The organism is Novosphingobium sp. AAP1, from assembly GCF_001295765.1.
GTDB classification, from domain to species: domain Bacteria; phylum Pseudomonadota; class Alphaproteobacteria; order Sphingomonadales; family Sphingomonadaceae; genus Novosphingobium; species Novosphingobium capsulatum.
Window position 1 is genome coordinate 32,295 of the sequence record NZ_LJHO01000012.1, and the last position, 19,992, is coordinate 52,286.

Consider the following 19,992-nt stretch of genomic DNA (forward strand, 5'->3'; position numbering starts at 1 on the left):
CTCCCTCGCTCACGAACCGGCCACGCGGCGCCCGAAGCTGCCGACCGGGCGCGGCGCGGCGCCGCCCAGCGCGCGCACCGGGGCCATGCCGGGCTGGCTCTGCTGCGGCACGGCAAACACGGTGCGGCGGAAATTCTTTTCCAGGCGTTCGGAAATATAGGCCCACAGCTGCGCCACTTCGGCGGCAGAGCGGCCGGTGGGATCAACCTCCATCACCGTGCGCCCATCGATCATCGAGGCGGCAAAATCGGTGCGATGGTGCAGGGTGATCGGCGCGACAGTGCCGTGTTGCGACAATGCGACGATCGCCTCGGCCGTGATGCGCGCCTTGGGCGTGGCGCCGTTGACGGCAAAGATCAGCGGCTTGCCCGCGCGTTCGCACAGGTCGACCGTGGCGCCCACGGCGCGTAGATCATGTGGCGAAGGGCGCGTGGGCACGACGATGAGTTCGGACAGCGCGATCACCGACTGGATCGCCATGGTGATCGCTGGCGGAGTATCGATCACGGCCAGCTTGAAACCCTGCTGGCGCAAGACCTGGAGATCCTGGGCCAGGCGACCCACGGTGGTCTGGGCAAAGGCGGGAAAATCAGCCTCCCGCTCGTTCCACCAATCGGCCAGGCTGCCCTGGGGATCGATATCGATCAGCACGACCGGCCCGGCACCGGCGCGTTGCGCCTGCACGGCGAGGTGGCCGGACAAGGTGGTCTTGCCCGATCCCCCCTTTTGCGAAGCCAAGGCCAGTACGCGCAATGTGTCCCCCTGAGGCTGGCGTGCGATCAGGCCTGAGGGATTCGCAGATTGCGCTGAAATTTTGGTTAACACCCCCGGTGTTTCCGGGGCCTGGGGCAGCGCCCGGCCATGGTGTTGGCAAAATACCACGCAAGCGCGCGCGGGCGCATCGAGGCGATGACGGCGGGGGAAAACTTGTTTACCATTTTCCCCGCAAGAGGCCTGAGGGAAAGCCCGCAGAGACCTGCCCTGGCAAGAGATTCGCGTTCAACATGATCACGCCGCGCCCCAAGACCGCTTCGCTTCGCGCCATGGCCACGCTGGCTGCCGTGGCGGCCCTGTTTCCCACGCTGGTCTGGGCCGATGTGCGCGACGGAGTAAACGCCTGGTCGCGCGGGGATTATGCCGGGGCCGTGCGCCAGTGGCAGGGGCCGGCCGCCAAGGGCGACGCTGATGCGCAGTTCAACATGGGCCAGGCGGCCAAGCTGGGCCGGGGCATGCCCAAGGACATGGCCAAGGCCGAGGACTGGTTCCACAAGGCCGCGCGCCAGGGCCATGCCCGCGCCGCCGACAACTATGGCATCCTGCTGTTCCAGACCGGCCGCCAGAGCGAAGCGCTGCCCTGGCTCACCGCCTCGGCCGATCGCGGCGAGCCGCGCGCGATGTATGTGCTGGGCGTGGCGGCGTTCAACGGCGATTTCCAGCCCAAGGACTGGGTGCGCGCCTATGCCCTGATGACGCGGGCGGCAGCCGTGGGGCTGCCCCAGGCGATCGAAAGCCTCAAGACGATGAACCAGGTGATCCCGCTGGAACAGCGCCAGATGGGCGCATCGCTGGCGAGTGACCTGGAAACCCGCACCAGCGACCAGCGCTCGCGCGAATTGGCCGCCGCCGAACTGGGCGTGAGCGCTCAAGCCACCGATGGCGCCCCCGCCGGCACGATGGCCGCTGCTGCGCCGGTGCCCGCCCGCGCCGCGCCCGCCGCGCTGACCCCGGTTGACCTGCCGCCGGCGCAGACCGGCGATGGCACCATGACGACAGCGCCCGGCCGCGTGATGGCCGGCGCCAGCTATGCCAATCCGGTAGAGGTGCCGCGCGCCGCGGTGGCCGCCCCCCTGCGCCCCGGCCCAAGCCGACGGCGGCGGTCACGCCGCCCAAGCCGGCACCGGCTGCCGAAGCAAAGCCCGCACCAAGGCCGGCACCAAAGCCGGCTGGCGCGCCACGGCCCGCTGCCACGGCAACCGGCGCCTGGCGCATCCAGTTGGGGGCCTTTTCGCAAAAGAGCAATGCCGATGGCCTGTGGGCGCGCGTGCGGGGCCGGGCCGAACTGGCCGGGCACCCGCGCATCGACCTGGCCGAGGGCAAGGTTACGCGGGTTCTGGCGGGGGGCTTTGCCAGCCAGGCCGAAGCCGCGCATGCCTGCGCCGCGCTGAAAGGCGCGGGCGTGGATTGCATCACCTTGAAGCCCTGACGGTTTGGTCTTTCCGGCAGGCCGCGCGCGGTGCATGGGCGTGGGATGACCACGCTCGCCGCTTCGCCTGCCCCAGACCTGGCCGCGCCGTCCCGCATCGCCGCGCTGGACTTCCTGCGCGGCTGCGCCGTGCTGGGTATCCTGGCGATCAACATCACCGGATTTTGGGGGCCGCAACTCGCCAGCCTGAGCCCCGCCCTGCCGCGCCTGGATAGACCGGGCCTGATCTGGTTCGTGATCAGCTACCTGCTGTTCGATGGCAAGATGCGCGGCCTGTTCACCCTGCTGTTCGGGGCGAGCATGGTGCTGTTTGCGCAAAGCGTGGAGCGGCGCGGGTTGTCGCCCGATACCATGCAGGTACGCCGCCTGCTGTGGCTGCTGGTGTTTGGCTATCTGCACTATGCCCTGCTGTGGTGGGGCGATATCCTGTTTGCCTATGCGCTGTGTGGCATGCTGGCGCTGGCGCTGCGGCGGCTCGATCCGCTGCCGCTGCTGGCGATCGGCGTGCCGGTGCTGGTCTTGGCCCATGCGTTTGATGCGCTGGCCGCCCTGCCCGCGATTGCCGGGGAACAGCGCGTGCTGGCCGGGATCGGCACCCCGGCAGACCGCGCCGCCGTGGCCGATATCGCCGCGCGCGTGGCGCAATCGCTGGCGGCCGACGCGCGCGTGCTCCATGCCGGCTGGATCGAGAGCGTGGGCTTGCGCACCCTGGTAACGCCAGCCTTCCCGCTGACCGCCACGCTCAACACCTTCAGCGAGACGTTTCCGCTGATGCTGATCGGCATGGCCTTGTTCAAAAGCGGCTTTTTCACCGGGCGCTGGCCGCGTGCGGCGATGCTGGGCCTGGCGCTTGGCGGCGTAGCGCTGGGCGGCGGCGCCACCGTGGCGCTGGCGCTGTGGGCCGATCGCAGCGGCTGGCCGGCGCAGCTGACCTTTGCCGTGACCACCGACATGGCTGCCCTGCCCCGGCTGGCGATGACGCTGGGCTATGCCGCAGCGCTGCTACTGGCCTGGCCAGTGCTGGCGCGGCGGGCGCCGGGCCGCGCGCTGGCGGCAGCGGGGCGCTGCGCCTTTACCAATTACCTCGGCACCAGCCTGATCATGAGCGCGCTGTTCTGTGGCTGGGGCGCGGGGCTGGGTTGGGGCAATGCCCATGCCGTGCCGCGCGGCAGCCTGCCGCTGTTCGTGATCCTGGGTTGGGCGATCATGCTGGCCTGGCCGCAAGCCTGGCTGGCCCGCTTTGGCCAAGGGCCGCTGGAGCGGCTGTGGCGGCGGCTGACCTTTGCCGGCGTTACACCGCCTGTGGGTGGCGCGGGGTAAGGATCAGCACGCCTTCTTCCACCCGCCAGCCTTTGAGGCGGTTCAGGAAATTCATGCCCAGCACGTTGAGACCGCCGGTCGTCTCGCTGACGATCACGTCCATGTCGCGCGCGACGATCGAGCCGAACTTGAGGGTTTCCAGCCGCGCGGTCTGTGCCTCCACATCGCCGTTGGCAGTGTGCATCACCACCGGCAGGCGCAGGGGATCGGCCGTAATGCCCGCCTCGCTGGCGCCTTCGGCCGACAGCGTGGTGATCGTGGCGCCGGTATCGACCATGAAGCGGGTGCGGGTGCCGTTGACGTTGGCCTCGATCCAGTAGTGCCCGTCAGCCGCCAGCGGCACGCGCACTTCGCCGCCCGAAACCTGCGCTTCGGGCAGGCCGATGCTGGGCATGAAATGGGCGAACGAGGGATCGAGGTGAACGAAGCGCAGGCACGCCACGGCAAACACGCCCAGCAGCACGAGATTGCCGAAAAAGCGCATGAGCCGCGCCAGGCCACCGCCACCCAACCCCGCCAGGGTGACCAGCACCATCGCCACCAGCGCTGCGGCAAGCAGCGGCGGCGGGCTGATAAGCCAGGGCGGCAGGGCGCCAAGCATGTGGCCGGGATCGATCATCACCCGCCTTTTGCCACGGCCAACCTTGCCCCAAGCTGAAAACGCATGCGCGCGGCCGCCATGCCGTAACGCTTGGGAAACCACGGTGATTTACGATAGAACCCAGGCTTGTCCCGGGGCGGGACAGGCAGCCCGGCGTGCTGGCCACGGTCAGCGCGAACGCTATTATCCGGGGCGAAAGGAAAATCTGGCATGGCTGGCAAGCCGGCGTGGTGGCGCAAAGCGCTGTGGCCGAACGGAAAAGACGGGTTGAAGACGAGGCAAGGCCGCCAGGCCGCGTGGCGCCGCCTGGCGGTGCTGGGCGCGGGCGCCTGTGCCACTGGCCTGGCCATGCTCCTGGCGTTTCATGTGGGCCAGGACCTGGCCCGCAGCCTGGCGGGCGGGGATGACGATGCGCCCCAGGCCCTGCCAACCGCGCTGGCCGAGGCGGCCCCTGCCCCGGCCGCGCAAGCCGCTACCCCGCCGGCAGCGGCTGCGCCTGCCGTGCAGACCCCGGCAGCCGACACACCGTTCGTGGTCAAATCCGTGCTCAAGATCGATGGCCCGATCCGCTTTGGCCAGTTCTATTGGGATGAAAGCCAAGGCCAGGCCGGCCCGGTGGTGATCACCGTGGACCTGACCGCGCGCGTGCTCTCGGTGTTCCGCGATGGCCACGAGATCGGCGCCACCGCGATCCTCAAGGGCTATGGCGACAAGCCCACCCCGCTCGGCGTATTTCCGATCACCCAGAAGGACGCAACGCACGTGTCCAACCTCTATGACGCGCCGATGCCCTGGATGCTGCGCCTGACCAACGATGGCGTCTCGATCCACGGATCAAAGGTGGAAAAGGGCTATGCCACCAACGGCTGCGTGGGCGTGCCCGACGAATTCGCCAAGCGCCTGTTCAAGGTGGCGAGCCTGGGCGACAAGGTGATCATCACCGACGGCAAGCGCCTGGGCCTGGGCGGGTCGATCAATCCTGGGGCTTAGGTGGATGGGCGCGGTTGCGCGCCGTTGCTGATGGGGAGCCGGCAGGCTAATGTTCCGGCATGCCAATAGTGGAAGCCTTTGATCGAGAAGACGCGTTGACACCGCTGTTCACGGCGGAGTTCGATTTCCTGCCGCGCAAGGGAGAATACCTCTCAATCGATGCGTCGACGGGATATTTCACATACTATAATGTTGTTGAGATTTGGCATCGACAGGACAGTGAGGGTGGTCCTTTTCGTGCGTGCATACGCCTTGAAGTGATCGACTGATAAATCGCTCTCGTTCAACCACTTGTATTCCATTCCACCGTGATAACCGCGCAGGCGGGAATGACGAAGTGGGAGGGAGCACGGGCAGCTTGCGATCCATGCAGGCTGCGCCATTTGCGCTCGATTGGCTTAACCGTGCCCGCTGGTCCGTCTCCATTAAATCCACACGAAGCCACGAAGACACGAAGGAGGCTAAAGACGTCTTTCTTCGTGTCTTCGTGGCTTCGTGTGAAATTATCTTGGGACCAGGTCGCGACTTGGCCGCTGCGTGAGGCCTGAAGAAGAAGCGGGACCCCGGATCAAGTCCGGGGTGACGAGGAATAGGACGGTCGTTTGTGGAATGACCGTCACTGGTGATCCCCCCGCCGGGGAGGACATCACAGCACGTCGAACCCGCTGCCCAGGCCAGCGCGCAGTTTGTCCAGGGCCTGGGCCTTAAGCTGGTGCACGCGCGGGACGGATACTTCCAGCACCTGGGCGATTTCCGCGAGGTTCAGTTCCTCCACGAAATAGAGCTGGATCACCAGTTGCAGCCGCTCGGGCAGTGCGGCGACGGCCTTGGCCACGAGTTGGCGGCTTTCGCTGTCGGCCAGCTGGGCAAAGGCATCGGGGCGATCGTCGGCAAAGGCGCTGTCGCTGTCGGAATAGGCGTCGTCGATCGCCTCGATCCGTACCGGCTCGCTCGCCGCGCGCAGGTCGGCCAGTTCGGTGTCGGTCAGCCCCAGGGCGCGGGCCAGTTCGGGCTCGCTGGGCATGCGGCCCAGTTCCATGGTCAGCTGGTTGGTCTTTTCGCGCAAGGTGCGCCGCCGATCGGACGAGGTGCGCGAAAGCGGCATGGTGCGCCGCACCAGATCCACCATCGCCCCGCGCACCCGCAGCTTGGCATAGGCGGCAAAGCCATCTTCAGTGGGGCCGGAATGCTTTTGCGCGCATTCGGTCAGCGCCACCAGGCCCGCCTGGACCAGATCATCGACATCCACCCCGGAATGGCCAGACCCGTGCACGTGCCAGGCCAGGCGGCGCACCATCGGCAGGAACCGGCGAATGCGATCGGCGGTGTCGTCACGATAGGCACGCGAGGCGGCAAAGCTGCGGTGATCGTGTTTCATGGAGTCTCGTTTTCTTTTTTGAAGACCAGGAAGAGGCAGGAACGGGCGCCGCGATCACGCCGCCAGGGCGGGTTGGAGCGGCGGCGGCTGCTGCGGCGGCCCGGTCGGCGTCTCCTCGCCGATCACGGCCACCACCTCGATCGGCTGGGTGGGTGGCAGTTCGGCGATCGACAGCACCACGCATGCCGGCGCGCGCTGGCGCATCAGCGCGGCCAAAGCCCGCCGCGCGCGCGGCTGCACGATCAGCGCCGGCGCAATCGCTCCGGGGCCGCGCTGGGTGACAATGGCGTTGACCCGTTCGCCGATAGTGCGCGCGAGGTCTGGCTCGATCACCGGCTGGCCGGTGACCGGATCGTGCATCCCGCCCACGATCATCCCTTCAAGCTGGCCCGAGAGGGTGAGCACGGGCAGCCGTTCGGTGGGGCCACAGACCCGCGCGACGATCAGCCCGCCCAGCTCGGCCCGCAGCAGATCGACCAGCTTGTCATGGTCGGTGGTCTGCAGCACGGCCTGGCTCAGCGCCGCCAGGATCGGCATGGGATGGGCGATGGTCACCCCGTCTTCGAGCAGGGCGTGGAACAGGCGGGTGAGCGCGGCAAGCGAGAGCGGCTGCGGATGCAGCGTTTCGATAAGGCCAGGCGCGCGATCGCGCACCGCGTCGAGAATGGCGCGCACTTCATCCGGGCCGAGCAGCAGCTGCGGCCGTTCACCCAGCAACTGGTTGAGGTGCGTGGCGATGACCGTGCTGGCGTCGACCGTGAGGAAGCCTTCGGCGATGGCCTGATCGCGCAAGTGGTTCTCGATCCACAGCGCCGGGCAGCCAAAGCTGGGGTCGCGCGTCGCCTCGCCAATGAGGCCATGATCGCCGCGCGCCTCGCCGGCATCGATCGCCAGCACGCGATCGGCGCGCACCGTGGCCCCGCCCAGCGGCACCCCGCCCAGCATGATGCGATAATCGTTGGGGCCAAGATCGAGGCTGTCGCGCACGCGGAACTGCGGCACGACAAAGCCGAACGCCTGGCTCAACTGCTTGCGCACGCCGGTGATGCGGGTGACCAGCGGGGAACCGCGCCGCTCGTCCACCAGGTGGACCAGGCCATAGCCCAGCTCGATAGTGACCAGCGTGTGGTCGCTGACCTCTTCCAGGGTGATGCGGGCCGGATCGCTGGGCGGCGCTTCGGGTTCGAGCACGGGTTCGGGGCGGCGGGCCCGCTGGCGCAGGGCCCACCACAGCCAGCCGGCCCCGGCCGCGGCGGGCAGGAAAACCGATTGCGGCATGGCGGGAATGGCGCCGATCGCGCCCAGGATCACCGCCACCGGCAGCCAGGTGGCGGGATTGGCGAACTGGTGGCCGATCTGGCCGGCCAGATCGCGCGTATCGGCCACGCGGGTGACGATCACTGCCGCCGCGATCGACAGCAGCAGCGACGGCACCTGCGCCACCAGCGCATCGCCCACCGCCAGGGTAATATAGCGCTGCGCCGCCTCGCCAGCGCTCAACCCGTGGGTGATCATCCCCAGGCAGAAGCCGGCGATGATATTGACGCCCAGGATCAGCAGCGCGGCAATGGCATCGCCTTTGACGAACTTGCTGGCGCCGTCCATCGCGCCATAGAAATCGGCTTCGGTCGCCACTTCGCGGCGGCGGGACTTGGCTTCATCGGCGCTCATCAGCCCGGCGGCAAGATCGGCATCGATCGCCATCTGCTTGCCCGGCAAGGCATCGAGGGTGAAGCGCGCCGACACTTCTGACACACGGCCCGCGCCCTTGGTCACCACCACCAGGTTGATGATCATCAGGATCATGAACACGAACAGGCCAACGGCGAAATTGCCGCCGACCAGGAACGCGCCGAAGGCCTCGATCACGTGGCCAGCGGCGGCCTCGCCCTCGTGGCCGCGCACCAGCACGATGCGGGTGGACGCCACGTTGAGCGCCAGGCGCAGCAGCGTGGCAAACAGCAGGACCGAGGGGAACGAGCTGAAATCGAGGGGCTTTTCGGCGTTCATCGCGGCCATCAGGATCGCCACCGACAGCGCGATGTTGACCACGAAGAACACGTCGAGCAGCACCGAAGGGAGCGGCACGATCATCAGCACGATAAGCATGAGGATGCCGGCCGGAAGGGCCATGGCACCGGGCGAGCCAAAACGCTTGAACATGATCGGTTAGAGCCCCATCGCCTTGAGCCGGCTATAGGCACGGGCCACATGATCGCCACCCGACGTGCCTGGCGCGGCCAGGGCAAAGGTATCGCGCAGGGTCTCGGCCATCGAGGCGCGCGGCGTGGCCGCCGGCCCGCCGGGGCTGCCGGCATTGGCCGCTGCCTGCTGGAATTCCTGCGCCATGGGGCCGCCGGTTGGCACCGGCTGCATGGTCTGTGCCCCCGGCAGATCGAGCGCGGAGGGAGCGCCATAGGGCGTGGCCGCCATCGCCCATGAGCCCGAGAGCGGCGGCAGCGGGCTGCCGCTGCCGGCAGCCTCGAGCCGGCTGCGCAAAAGGTCCATCACGCCCGAAAGCGAACGCGGCGCGCCGTTGGCGGAAAAGAAGATCGCGCGGTTGGCCGCTGCCGCCTTGGGCAGCAGCGCCGCCGCGCTGGCATCGGGATCGGCGGCCAGGCCGGCAAGAAAGCGCCCGGCGCCATCGGCACCGAGGAAATGCGCGAGATAGAGTTCGGCATTGTCGGGATCGCGGCCCAGCGTGGTGGAGAGCGCCACGCGGTTATCGTTGGCCAGGTCTCCGGCCAGCAGGGCAGAAAGCTGGGGGTCATGGCGCATGGCCAAGAGGCGGCTGCGCAGCGCGGGATCGCTGGCGGCGCTGCCCACGGCATCGCCGGCCCAATCCAGCCCATGATCGGCGCCGTGGCGCGCCAGGGTGCCGAGCCAGGTCTGCCCGGTGAACTGGTAAAGCCCGGTCGCGCTGGAGGTGCGGGCGCGGGCATGGGGATCAAGCCCGGATTCGAGCCGCGCCTGCGCGAGCAGATAGCCAAAGTCCACGCCGGTGGCATTGGCGGCCCGCGCGATCGCCGCATGCACCGCGCCGCCTTGGGACGCGCTGCCGCCCATGATCGCGCCGGTTGCCGGATCGGCAATGCTGCCGGCAGAGTTTTGCACTGAACTCAAGGCCCACATCCTTGTGCTTGCGGCGAAAGCCAGACGATGGCGCGCCGCGACAAGGAGAGTTCAGCAAGGGTTGTGCCAGTTTTTCGAAATCCTGAAAAAGGATGCGGGATTCAGCGCTTTGCCGCGCACAAAAAAGGCGCTGCGGGCCGGCCCGGCAAGGGCAGCGACACGCAGCGCCAGACAAAACTTGCCGTTGGGGATCAGCGCACGCGCGCGGTGCGGGCGTGGTGCGCGCGCACCTGGCCGGCATGGGCGCGATAGAGCGCGGGGGTTCCGGTAAGCGCATCAAGCCGCGCGGCAACGTTGGCGGCGATCAGGTTGCGCACGCGGCGGTTGGCTTCGTTGAGGCGGCGCGCGGCATCGACCATGCCCCGGCATTCCTCGTCGATCGCCTCGCTCGCCACCGTTTCCAGGCGGCTGCACAGATCCGCCTTGTCGACCGCGCACCCCATGATCGCGTCCATGTCGAGGCCGGCCAGCGCCTGGCGTTCTTCATTGAGCACGGCAATCATCTGGCCCAGCGCGCGGGCGAGATCGGTGGGGTGGCAAATCGGTGCGTCAGCGGTCATTGGGGGGTCCTCAGCAGCATGCCGGCGGCAATCATGGCATCGGCGATCCGGGCGGGAATCACCGGGTAATGGCCCTCCGCGATGGCGCGGCGAATCTGGGCGACGCGATCGCTGCTGACCGGCACCTCGCCGGCGCGGGTGGCATCGCTGGTGGCAACAGTGGCAGCGGCGGTGGCCGCGCTGGCCTGGGCGGCAGGCGCGGCCTGCGCCACGGCTGCCGCCGTGGGGTCGGTCGCCTGGGGCGGCACATCGGATGCGGCAATCTTGACCTGGACCGCACCAACCGGCCGCGACGGTCCGATTTCGATGTTGGACATGGTCGAGCTCCTCGGGGGTTATGCCGGGAAGAACGGCATCGCGCCGCAGAGTTTAAGACCATGCGGCGGATTTTTGCCGGGTCAATCTGCCTTAGGGAAATTGCAGTGGTGCGCGCCGGTTCACTCGACCGGCACTTCGACCACGCCGGGGCGCACGATGCGCCCGCGCAGGGCATCGGCCTTGGCCCCGGTGCGCACGCGGATCCAGCCGCCCACCGGGCCAGGATCGAGCGCCTCGCCGGCCTGCTCGACCGAAAAGCCATCGCCCACCATGGCGATGGTCACGCCATCGCCGCGCAGCACCGCCGGCGCTGCGGCCGGGCCAGCCGGCGCTTCGGCAACCGCGGCCACTACCGGCACGAACAGGCGCCAGCCGCCGGCATCCGGGCAGCGCACCAGGATGCTGTCATGCGCGCCGGCACGCCAGCCCAGGGCCAGCGGCGCCGTGCACGCCACCAGGCGCAAGCGCCGATCGACCGGCTGCGCCGCGCCGCCCGGCACGCCGATGCTGCGGCCGGTGAACTGCGCAACGGCCTGATCGATGGCGGCCAAATCGGCAAAGCGCGTGGCCGGCGCCTGCGCCACCTGCGCCCGCGCCACAGGGCCAGTGGCCAGCAGGGCGGCAAGCGTACCGGCAATGAGGGCGGCAAAAACAGGCCGGTTGGGGGCAGCGAACATGGCAATTTCCTGAAGCGGGAGGCGTCTCTCCCGGTTTTCAGCAAGAGCCATGCCATTCAACGCTCTTCATCATAGCCCAGCGTGACGCTGGCGCCCGGCTGCGCGCCAGGTTCCACCACCAGCCGCGCGCTGGCGGCGCGGGGGCCGGCGCTGCGCGCCAGGCTGGCGGCCTGGTCCAGCGCCGCCTCTCGCCCGCCAGGCCCCGTGGCGTAGCGCACCACAATCGACAGGCGCAGGCGCGGATCGGCCGCCTGTTCGGCCAGCCATTGCGCCAGCGGCGGGGCGCCGGGCCCATCGCGCCACACGCCCACCGGCTCTGCCTGCAGCGACGGGGCAACGGGCTGAACCGCAGGCGGCGGCGCCGGGGCGCGCAGCGGGGCCGCCTGCGCCCTGACCGCAGGCGAGGCCGGCCCTTCGGCCACGGACAGGGCAGAGGCGCAGATCATGAACAGGATCAGCGCGAGATCGGCCAGGATGGTCTGCCATCCGGTCTGCCCGGGCCGGGTGATCATGCCGTTTCGCGCGGATCGAGGGGGCGCAGCCCCGTATCTGCCGCCATGCCATCGGCGTTTGCCGCCCTGCGTGGCAGCGTGACGCCGTGCGGTGACAGCGGCGTGGCGCGCTGGCGATCCGGGCAGGCCGGCCCCACCTGCTGGGTCAGCCAGGTCATCACTTCTGCCCGCGCCTCTTCCTCGGCCTGGGAGGCGCGCTCTACCGCGCGGCCCAGCGGCCCCATGACGATGTGGGCCAGCAGCAGGCCATAGAGCGTGGTCAGGACCGACATGGCAATGGCGCCGATGAAATTGCCATGGGCCAGGCTTTCCACCTTGAGCTGGCTGAGCGCGACGAGCGTGCCCGCCAGGCCGAACACCGGCGAAAGATCGGCCGCCTGCGCCAGGGTGCGTGCGGCGGTGGTGGCGCGGCGCAGGCGCGCGCGGCGCCAGGTTTCATGCTGTTCGACCAGCCCGTCGAGCGAGCGAGTACGCACCAGCGCGCTGGTGGCGGAATCAAATTCGCGATCGGCCAGGCGGCGCGGGTTGGCCCGGATCACCCCATCGCGGCGGATCAGCGCCACCTCGTGCGCGAGTTCGGAACGCATCGCCGCGGCATTGAAGCCAGGGCGCAGCAGCCCCGCCACCGCGCGCACCGCTACAAGGCTGTCATGCCAACCACAGCGCAGCACGGTGCCGACCAGCGTGCCGCCAACAACGATCACGGCCGATTGGGCATCCAGCAGGTGGGTTAAATCCATGGGCCTTGGTCTTTCGCGAAATCCTGGCACGAAGAACGGCAGCGCGCGCGCGGGTTTCAGGGGGGCGGCAGCCCGGCTTGCCGCCTTTCGGCAAAGCCTTGCCGTGCCTGGCGGGGTGGCCTGCAACCGTGGTGCCAGATTCCGGGCCATTGGCGCACTTGGCACGTCCCTTGCTGAACCACCGGCATCATTCGTCTGCCCAAGGAAAGCGAGAGCACCGCCGATGAGCCAGAGTGCATCATCCGACAGCCTGTTCGGCATCCATGGCGCCGCGCTGGAACTGCGCGCCACGCGCCTGGGGCTGCTGTCCTCCAACATCGCCAATGCCGCAACGCCCGGCTACAAGGCGCGCGACATCGATTTCGGGGCCGCGCTCAAGGCGCGCCTGGCCGGTGCCAGCGAAAGCCAGGCCGAAGCCGGCGCGGCGCTCTATCGGGTGCCGGTGATGCCCAGCCTGGATGGCAATACGGTGGAAATGGCCACCGAACAGACCGCCTTTGCCGAAAACGCGGTGGGCTATTCCGCCACGCTGGAATTCATCCGCGGCCGCGTGGGCGAAGTGACCCGCGCGCTCAAGGGCGAATGACCATGGCGGGCAACGGCAACACCCCCCTCACCCTGTTCGGCGTGACCGGCCGCGCGATGTCGGCCCAGCTGGTGCGGATGAACGCAGCGGCATCGAACCTGGCCAATGCCGGCAACGTCGCCGGCAGCGAGGCGCAGGCCTATCGCCCACTGCGCCCGGTCTTTGCCGAGGAACTCGATGCGCGGTCCGGCCTCGCCACGGTCAAGGTCCAGGGGGTCTATCGCACCGATACCACCGCCGTGCGCACCCACGATCCCGACAATCCCCTGGCCGATGCCAATGGCGATGTCTGGGCCGCCCCGGTCGATGAAAATGCCGAGATGGTCGAGATGATGGAAGCCAGCCGCCAATACCAGAACGTGGTGGAGGCGATGCAGACCGCCAAGCAGCTGATGCTCGATACGATGAGGATGAAGTGACATGACCACCGTTACCTCTACCAGCGCCACGGGCACCGCAGCGGCCCCGGCCAAGACCGGCTGGGCCAGCCTTGGCGCCACCGATTTCCTCAAGATGCTGACCGCGCAGCTGCAGAACCAGGACCCGACCTCGCCGGTGGACAACACCCAGATGGTGGCCCAGCTGGCGCAGTTTTCGTCGCTGTCGAACTCCACCGAGATGAACTCAACGCTGAGCGCCATTTCCGACAAGCTCGACAAGCTGAACACGGCCAGCGCGTCAAACGCCGATGTGGCCGCCACGCTCAAGACCATTTCGCAACAGTTGGCCGCGATCGGCGCGGCCCAGGCCGCCGCCGGCACCACTGGCACGACGGCGGGCGGCACGGCGACGGGCACCACCACCGCCACCACCGCCGCCTGATCCCTTTCCCCAACCGACAGGAAAACACGCCATGTCGTTCTATACCTCGCTCAACGGCATCAAGAATGCGCAGACCGATCTCAACGTCGTCAGCAACAACATCGCCAACTCGGAAACCAACGGCTTCAAGAAAAGCACGGTGAGCTTTGCCGACGTGGTTGCCGGCACGGCATTCACCAACCCGCGCCTGATCGAGGGGATCGGCGCCAAGGTCGAGGCGATCACCCAGAACTTCAAGCAGGGCGCGCTCGATTCCACCGGCTCCTCGCTCGACGTGGCGGTAAGCGGCGACGGGTTCTTCACCGTCAAATCGCCCACCACCGGGCAGACGATGTACACCCGCAATGGCGCCTTCCAGATGGATGCCGGCGGTTATGTCACCGACGCGCAGGGCAACCGCGTGCAGATGTATCCCACCGACGCCACGGGCACTGCCACCAGCACGAGCCTGCAGGACACGCTGGTGCCGATCACCAACGCCGCCGGATCGGAATTTGCCGGGATGACGGTTTCGGAAAACGGCAATGTCGCGGCCAGCTATGCCGACGGGTCCAACACCGTGATCGGCAAGATTGGCCTCGCCACCTTCCTCAATCCGCAGGGCCTGCGCCAGCAGGGATCGGCCGATTGGACCGCCACCAACCTGTCGGGCACGGCCAACTATGGCGAGCCGACCAATGGCCAGTACGGCAAGCTGATGTCGGGCTATCTCGAACGCTCCAACGTCGAGGTGTCGGACGAGCTGGTGGGCCTGATCGTGGCCCAGCGCGCCTATCAGGCCAATGCCAAGGCGATCGATACCGCCACCCAGGCCACCCAGGCCATTCTCAACCTGCGCAGCTAAGGCTTAAGGGAGGCAAGCGGCCATGGACCGGCTGATCTATACCGCCTATTCCGGCATGACCGGATCGATGGTGCGCGAGCGCGTGATCGCCAGCAACATGGCCAATGCGCAGACCGTGGGCTTTCGCCAGGAAATGCTCAGCGCCACGCCGGTCACGCTCAAAGGCCCCGCGCTGGAAGCCCGCGCGATGACGCAGGGCTATGTCCAGGGTTCCAGCATGAAGCAGGGCGCCACCATGGCGACCAACAACCCGCTCGACGTGGCGTTGAGCCGGGACACCATGCTGGCCGTGCAGGCGCAGGACGGCAGCGAGGCCTATACCCGGCGTGGCGACCTGACGATCACCACCGATGGCGTGCTGCAGAACGGCGACGGGCGGCCGGTGATCGGCGATGGCGGGCCGATCACCGTGCCGACCGGCACGATCGTGACCATCGCGCCCGATGGCACCGTGCTGGCCGGCGACCCTCAGAACCCGTCCACCCCGCCCCAGGCGGTGGCGCGGATCAAGCTGGTTTCCACCCAGGGCAGCCAGGTGGGCAAGGGGCTGGACGGGCTGTTTCGCGTGACGGGGCCGAACAATACCATCGGCACCCTACCGCAGGACGAGGAGGCCCGCCTGACCCCCGGCGCGCTGGAGCAGTCCAATGTCGATCCCACGCAAGTGCTGGTCGAAATGGTGGAAGCGCAGCGCCTGTTCGACATGCGCACCAAGGTGGCCTCCACCGCGCGCGAGGTGGACGAGAAATCCGCATCGCTGATGCGCCTCAACACCTGAAAATCACTTTCGGAGAGATCCTGCCATGCCCAGTTCCGCCCTTCACGTTGCCCGCACCGGCCTGGAAGCCCAGGACACGCGGATGCGGGTGATCGCCAACAACCTGGCGAACGTGAGCACCACCGGCTTCAAGCGCGACCGCGCCAACTTTTCCACGCTGGCCTATCAGGACACGCGCGTGGCCGGGCAGCAGTCTTCCAACGAGACCGCCTATGCCACCGGGCTCAACCTGGGCACCGGCGTGGCGCTGCAGGGCACCGCGCGGATGGAAAGCCAGGGCCAGCTGCAAAGCACCGGCAATGCGCTCGACCTGGCGCTCGACGGTGATGGCTTTTTCCAGGTGACGCTGCCCGGCGGCCAGCTCGCCTATACCCGCGCGGGCAATTTCAGCCGCTCGGCCGACGGCACGCTGGTGACCTCGCAAGGCTATCCGCTGCAACCGGCGATCACCGTGCCCGAAGGCGCCAGCGCGATCACCGTGGCGCAGGACGGCACCGTGACCGCCACCCTGCCCGGCGCGACCGAGGCGACCACGCTGGGCCAGATCACCATTGCCAGCTTTGCCAATCCGCAGGGCCTCAAGGCGCTGGGCGACAACTTCCTGGTGGAAACCGGCGCCAGCGGCGCGGCGCAAGTGGGCAATGCCGGCGACGCCGGGCGCGGCCATATCCAGCAGGGCTATCTGGAAGCGTCCAACGTCAACGTGGTGGAAGAACTGGTCGACATGATCGAGTGCCAGCGCGCCTACGAGATCAATTCCAAGATGATCTCGGCGATCGACGAGATGCTCAAGAACGCCAACCAGACGCTGTAAGGCCGGAAAGACGCTAAAGCCCATGGACTCTCCGTTCGATCCCCTGTTCGACAAGGCGCTGCATGCCGAGCGCGGCCGTGGGCTTGCCCCGCGCCATGGGCTTGCCCCGCGCCAGGGCCTGGGCCTGCGCCTGATGGCCATGCTGATGGTGCCGGCGATGATTACCGCCGGCATGCTGGTGGCGGCCCAGCCGGCCAAGGCGCGCAACCGCCCGGCGGCGGGGTTTGATCCAGCGCTGCCGGTCGAAAGCCCGGCCAAGCCCGCCGATGGCAGCATCCTCAACCTGGCCAATGGCTATGCCGGGCTGGTCGAGGGTGCGCGCGCCCATGCGGTGGGGGACAGCCTGGTGATCGTGCTGGCCGAACAGCTGACCACGTCGAAATCGGCGGCGAGCAAGACCGCCAAGTCATCCTCGTTCACGTTCACCCCGCCCAACAAGGGGCCGCTGTCGATCCTGTCGCAGAACGGCATCAACAATTCGGGCGCCAGCGCCTTTTCCGGCCAGGGCAATGCCTCGCAGACCAGCACGCTGGGCGGCGAGGTTTCGGTGACGATCGCCCAGGTGCGTCCCAATGGCACCGCGCTGGTCAAAGGCGAAAAGCGCCTGACGCTGAGCCAGGGCCAGGAATGGGTGCAGCTATCGGGCATCGTGCGCCTGGCTGATATCGACACGACCAACCGCGTCCAATCGGGCCAGGTGGCCGATGCGCGGATCACCTATGCCGGCAACGGCGATGTCAGCCGTGCCGCCCGCCAGGGCTGGCTGACCAAGTTCTTCAACCTTGTCAGCCCGTTCTAGGGAACCCTTGATGTCTATCGCTTCTCCCATCGCGTTCGATCTGGCCGCTGCGGCGCTGGCTGGGCTGGCCCTGCGCCCGCTGTGGCGGCGCGGCCTGCTGGCAGTGCGCCCCGGCCTGTGGCTGGTGATGGTGGCCGCAGCGCTGGCCGCGCTGCCGGTGCTGGGCACCGCCGCCCATGCCGAACGGGTGCGCGACCTGGGCGAGTTCCAGGGCGTGCGATCGAACCAGCTGACCGGCTATGGCATCGTGGTGGGCCTGCCCGGCACGGGTGACGACAACCTGGAATACCTGACCCAGGCGATGCGCGGGGTTTCGGGCCGGCTGGGCGTGCAATTGCCCGCCGGCGTGGCGCCGGGCCTGAAGAACGCGGCGGCAGTGATGATCACGGCCGATCTGCCGGCCTTTTCCAAGCCCGGCCAGCGCATCGACGTGACCGTATCGACGATCGGCAAGGCCAAGTCCTTGCGCGGCGGGGCACTGGTCTTGGCGCCGCTCTATGGTGCCGATGGGCAGATCTATGCCATGGCGCAGGGCAACCTTGCCGTGGGCGGCCTGGGCATTACCGCCAAGGATGGATCGCAGCTGACCGTCAACGTGCCCACTGTGGGTCGCATTGCCGAAGGCGCGACGGTGGAGCGCGCAGTCGATACCGGGTTTGATCGCAACGAGGTGTTGCGCTGGAACCTGTTCGACGCCGATTTCCTCAACGCCGCCCGCGTGCGCGATGCGATCAACACGCGCTTTCCCGGCACTGCCAGCGTGGAAGACGGCGTGACCGTGGCGCTGCGTCTGCCCAATGGCAGCGATGCCCGCGCCAGCGCCATGGCCGCGATCGAGGCGATCGAGGTGAGCCCGGCCGAGGCCGCCGCCAAGGTGATCGTCAACAGCCGCACCGGCACGGTGGTGATCAACAGCGCGGTGCGCCTGTCACCCGCCGCGATCAGCCACGGCAAGCTGGTGATCAAGGTGGATGAAAAACCGCGCGTGTCGCAGCCCGGCCCCTTTTCCAACGGCCAGACCGCCGTGGTGCCGAGCAGCCAGATCAGCGTGGAGGAACAGGGCAACCACGTGGCGCTGTTCAAGCCCGGTGCCTCGCTCTCTTCGCTGGTCAATGCCCTTAACAAATTGGGGGTTTCGCCGTCCGATCTGGTGGCGATCCTGGAAGCGCTCAAGCAGGCCGGCGCCCTCAAGGCCGAAATGGTGGTGATCTGATGACTTCTGCATCGACAAGCACCGGCGCCGTTTCTAGCGCCGCCGCAGCCGCCACGTCCCCGGCCAGCGGCCCCGATCGCGCCGCGCTGCGCAAGGCCGCGCAGGGTTTCGAGGCGATGTTCCTGCGCCAGATGTTGAGCACCGCGCGCAGCACCGACCTGGGCGGCGACGATCTGTTCGACAAGAAGCAGGACGATACCTTTACCCAGATGCGCGACGAACGCTTTGCCGAGATTGCCGCCAAGGCCGGCACCCTGGGCCTGGCCACGCGGCTGGAAAGCCAGCTGGCCAGTGCGGCTGCGCAAGCGTCTGGCGCCCCGGCCACTGGTGCCACGGCCAAGACCGGTGGGGGAGCCTGAGCGCCATGACCACCGACCTGCTCTCGATCGCGCGCAGCGCCACCCGCGCTGCCCGCACCCAGCTGGACGTGACCGCCCAGAACATCGCCAATGCCGGCACCGATGGCTATGTGCGGCGCACGGTATCCACCGAAGAGGTGATGACGCCCGGCTATGTCGCGGGCAACCGCGATGTGTCGCTGTCGGGCGTGCGGGTGACCGGGGTTATCCGCAATGCCGATGCCTTTCGCCAGGCCGAGGTGCGCCGCACCGGCGCCGATACCGCGCGCGCCGATACCGAAGTGGGCGGCCTTACCGATATCCAGTCCGCGCTTGAGGCGCCGGGCGTCTATTCGGCGATCACCGGCTTTGAAACCGCGCTGACCCAACTGGCGCAAAGCCCCACCGACACGCCACTGCGCGCCTCGGTGATCGCGGCGGCGCAGACCCTGTCCAACAGTTTCAACATCGCCTCAAACCAGCTTGATGCCGTGGCCAAGGGCCAGCAGGGCGGCGCCAGCGACGGCGTGAACCAGATCAACACGATGTCGGCCGAATTGGCCAAGGTCAATGGCCGGCTGGCGCGCATGGCCGATGCCAGCAGCGATCGCACCGGCCTGCTCGACCAGCGCGACATGCTGCTCGAAAAGCTGGCGGGCTATGCCGATATCGCCACCAGCTTTGCCGGCAATGGCGCGGTTGATGTGACGCTGGGCGGCGCATCGGGCGCGCCGCTGGTTACCGGCGCCACCGCGCAAGCCATGGCGGTTACCACCGCCGCCGATGGCACGATCGGCTTTACCGTCAACGGCGGTGCCGTCACTCTGTCGGGCGGATCGCTGGCGGGGCAGCAACAAGTGCTGGCCAGCCTCGCCGATGTGCATGGCCAGCTCGATACCCTGGCCAAGAGCGTGATCGACACCGTCAACACCGTGCAGGGCAATGGCGCTGCGCTTGACGGGTCAACCGGCCCTGCCCTGTTTGCCGGCACGGGCGCTGGCAGCATGCAGCTTGCCACCACCCAGGGCAGCGCGATCGCCACGGCGGCCGCAGGCGCCGCCGCCGGCAGCCGCGATACCACCAACCTCACCGCGCTGCGCAATGCGCTGACCAGCGCCGATCCGGCCGGCACGATGGACACCCTGATCTACCAGGCCTCTGCCACGGTGCAGGCGCGCACCACCACGCGCGATGCGCTCAAGACCATTTCCGATGCGGCCAAGACCGCGCTTTCCGCCCAGGCCGGAGTCGATCTCGACACCGAAGCCATCAACCTGACCCGGTTCCAGCAGGCGTTCCAAGCCTCGGGCCGGGTGATGCAGGTTGCCGGCAACCTGTTCGACACCATCCTCTCGATCAAGTAGGTC

Annotated in this window: 23 protein-coding genes; 13 read left to right on the forward strand and 10 right to left on the reverse strand. The window is 68.1% G+C overall.

Features of this window, described 5'->3' with window-relative positions; all coding sequences use genetic code 11:
- Window positions 1-9: 9 nt before the first annotated feature.
- Window positions 10-753: a ParA family protein gene (locus tag IP65_RS17065; protein ID WP_054132411.1), complete on the reverse strand. Its 744-nt coding sequence runs from the start codon at window positions 751-753 to the stop codon at window positions 10-12.
- 1,240 nt (window positions 754-1,993) lie between these two features.
- Between IP65_RS17065 and IP65_RS22020 the strand changes: the two genes are divergently transcribed.
- A complete protein-coding gene (locus tag IP65_RS22020; RefSeq protein WP_231627759.1) occupies window positions 1,994-2,203 on the forward strand; it encodes an SPOR domain-containing protein in 210 nt (69 codons plus the stop codon).
- 45 nt (window positions 2,204-2,248) lie between these two features.
- Window positions 2,249-3,523 carry a DUF418 domain-containing protein gene (locus IP65_RS17075; RefSeq protein WP_054132413.1) on the forward strand — a complete coding sequence of 425 codons (1,275 nt, stop codon included), beginning with the start codon at window positions 2,249-2,251 and terminating at the stop codon, window positions 3,521-3,523.
- On the opposite strand, the gene IP65_RS17080 is transcribed toward IP65_RS17075, so the two are convergent.
- Window positions 3,495-4,142 carry a TIGR02281 family clan AA aspartic protease gene (locus tag IP65_RS17080; protein ID WP_022677761.1) on the reverse strand — a complete coding sequence of 216 codons (648 nt, stop codon included), beginning with the start codon at window positions 4,140-4,142 and terminating at the stop codon, window positions 3,495-3,497. The genes IP65_RS17075 and IP65_RS17080 overlap by 29 nt on opposite strands.
- A 192-nt stretch (window positions 4,143-4,334) precedes the next feature.
- Here IP65_RS17080 and IP65_RS17085 point away from each other — a divergent pair, with 192 nt between their 5' ends.
- Entirely contained in the window at window positions 4,335-5,114 is a 780-nt protein-coding gene (locus tag IP65_RS17085; protein WP_231627760.1) for a L,D-transpeptidase family protein, read from the forward strand.
- Between the two features lie 646 nt (window positions 5,115-5,760).
- On the opposite strand, the gene IP65_RS17090 is transcribed toward IP65_RS17085, so the two are convergent.
- From IP65_RS17090 to IP65_RS17125, 8 genes are all read right to left on the reverse strand, one after another.
- A complete protein-coding gene (locus tag IP65_RS17090) occupies window positions 5,761-6,492 on the reverse strand; it encodes a sigma-70 family RNA polymerase sigma factor (RefSeq protein ID WP_022674685.1) in 732 nt (243 codons plus the stop codon).
- Between the two features lie 54 nt (window positions 6,493-6,546).
- Window positions 6,547-8,655, reverse strand: a complete 2,109-nt coding sequence (locus IP65_RS17095) for a flagellar biosynthesis protein FlhA (RefSeq protein WP_054132414.1) — start codon at window positions 8,653-8,655, stop codon at window positions 6,547-6,549.
- Between the two features lie 6 nt (window positions 8,656-8,661).
- Window positions 8,662-9,606 carry a lytic transglycosylase domain-containing protein gene (locus IP65_RS17100; RefSeq protein WP_231627764.1) on the reverse strand — a complete coding sequence of 315 codons (945 nt, stop codon included), beginning with the start codon at window positions 9,604-9,606 and terminating at the stop codon, window positions 8,662-8,664.
- Window positions 9,607-9,815: 209 nt separating this feature from the next.
- Window positions 9,816-10,184: a hypothetical protein gene (locus IP65_RS17105; RefSeq protein WP_022677654.1), complete on the reverse strand. Its 369-nt coding sequence runs from the start codon at window positions 10,182-10,184 to the stop codon at window positions 9,816-9,818.
- A complete protein-coding gene (gene flgM / locus IP65_RS17110; RefSeq protein WP_082350217.1) occupies window positions 10,181-10,501 on the reverse strand; it encodes a flagellar biosynthesis anti-sigma factor FlgM in 321 nt (106 codons plus the stop codon). The genes IP65_RS17105 and flgM overlap by 4 nt, the downstream gene beginning before the upstream one ends.
- A 120-nt stretch (window positions 10,502-10,621) precedes the next feature.
- Window positions 10,622-11,179, reverse strand: coding sequence for a flagella basal body P-ring formation protein FlgA (locus IP65_RS17115; RefSeq protein ID WP_082350218.1), 558 nt, complete (start codon window positions 11,177-11,179; stop codon window positions 10,622-10,624).
- A gap of 56 nt (window positions 11,180-11,235) precedes the next feature.
- Window positions 11,236-11,691 carry a hypothetical protein gene (locus tag IP65_RS17120; protein ID WP_054132415.1) on the reverse strand — a complete coding sequence of 152 codons (456 nt, stop codon included), beginning with the start codon at window positions 11,689-11,691 and terminating at the stop codon, window positions 11,236-11,238.
- A complete protein-coding gene (locus IP65_RS17125; RefSeq protein WP_054132416.1) occupies window positions 11,688-12,431 on the reverse strand; it encodes a MotA/TolQ/ExbB proton channel family protein in 744 nt (247 codons plus the stop codon). Before IP65_RS17125 ends, IP65_RS17120 begins: the two co-directional genes overlap by 4 nt.
- Before the next feature lie 223 nt (window positions 12,432-12,654).
- Here IP65_RS17125 and flgB point away from each other — a divergent pair, with 223 nt between their 5' ends.
- The 10 genes from flgB to flgK all read left to right on the forward strand — a co-directional run bounded on the left by flgB (window position 12,655) and on the right by flgK (window position 19,989).
- On the forward strand, window positions 12,655-13,017 hold the full coding sequence (gene flgB, locus IP65_RS17130) for a flagellar basal body rod protein FlgB (RefSeq protein WP_022676873.1): 363 nt from the start codon (window positions 12,655-12,657) through the stop codon (window positions 13,015-13,017).
- Window positions 13,014-13,436, forward strand: coding sequence for a flagellar basal body rod protein FlgC (gene flgC, locus IP65_RS17135; protein ID WP_022676874.1), 423 nt, complete (start codon window positions 13,014-13,016; stop codon window positions 13,434-13,436). The genes flgB and flgC overlap by 4 nt, the downstream gene beginning before the upstream one ends.
- 1 nt (window position 13,437) lies before the next feature.
- Window positions 13,438-13,839 carry a flagellar hook assembly protein FlgD gene (locus IP65_RS21000; protein WP_022676875.1) on the forward strand — a complete coding sequence of 134 codons (402 nt, stop codon included), beginning with the start codon at window positions 13,438-13,440 and terminating at the stop codon, window positions 13,837-13,839.
- A 31-nt stretch (window positions 13,840-13,870) separates the two neighbouring features.
- On the forward strand, window positions 13,871-14,683 hold the full coding sequence (locus IP65_RS17145) for a flagellar hook-basal body protein (protein ID WP_022676876.1): 813 nt from the start codon (window positions 13,871-13,873) through the stop codon (window positions 14,681-14,683).
- Between the two features lie 22 nt (window positions 14,684-14,705).
- On the forward strand, window positions 14,706-15,461 hold the full coding sequence (locus tag IP65_RS17150; RefSeq protein WP_054132417.1) for a flagellar basal body rod protein FlgF: 756 nt from the start codon (window positions 14,706-14,708) through the stop codon (window positions 15,459-15,461).
- Window positions 15,462-15,486: 25 nt separating this feature from the next.
- Window positions 15,487-16,275: a flagellar basal-body rod protein FlgG gene (flgG, locus tag IP65_RS17155; protein WP_022676878.1), complete on the forward strand. Its 789-nt coding sequence runs from the start codon at window positions 15,487-15,489 to the stop codon at window positions 16,273-16,275.
- A 22-nt stretch (window positions 16,276-16,297) separates the two neighbouring features.
- On the forward strand, window positions 16,298-17,074 hold the full coding sequence (locus IP65_RS17160; protein WP_022676879.1) for a flagellar basal body L-ring protein FlgH: 777 nt from the start codon (window positions 16,298-16,300) through the stop codon (window positions 17,072-17,074).
- Between the two features lie 127 nt (window positions 17,075-17,201).
- Window positions 17,202-18,287, forward strand: a complete 1,086-nt coding sequence (locus IP65_RS17165; protein ID WP_043609634.1) for a flagellar basal body P-ring protein FlgI — start codon at window positions 17,202-17,204, stop codon at window positions 18,285-18,287.
- Window positions 18,287-18,646, forward strand: coding sequence for a rod-binding protein (locus IP65_RS17170; RefSeq protein ID WP_054132418.1), 360 nt, complete (start codon window positions 18,287-18,289; stop codon window positions 18,644-18,646). The genes IP65_RS17165 and IP65_RS17170 overlap by 1 nt, the downstream gene beginning before the upstream one ends.
- 5 nt (window positions 18,647-18,651) lie before the next feature.
- Window positions 18,652-19,989: a flagellar hook-associated protein FlgK gene (gene flgK, locus IP65_RS17175; protein WP_022676882.1), complete on the forward strand. Its 1,338-nt coding sequence runs from the start codon at window positions 18,652-18,654 to the stop codon at window positions 19,987-19,989.
- Window positions 19,990-19,992 lie beyond the last annotated feature (3 nt).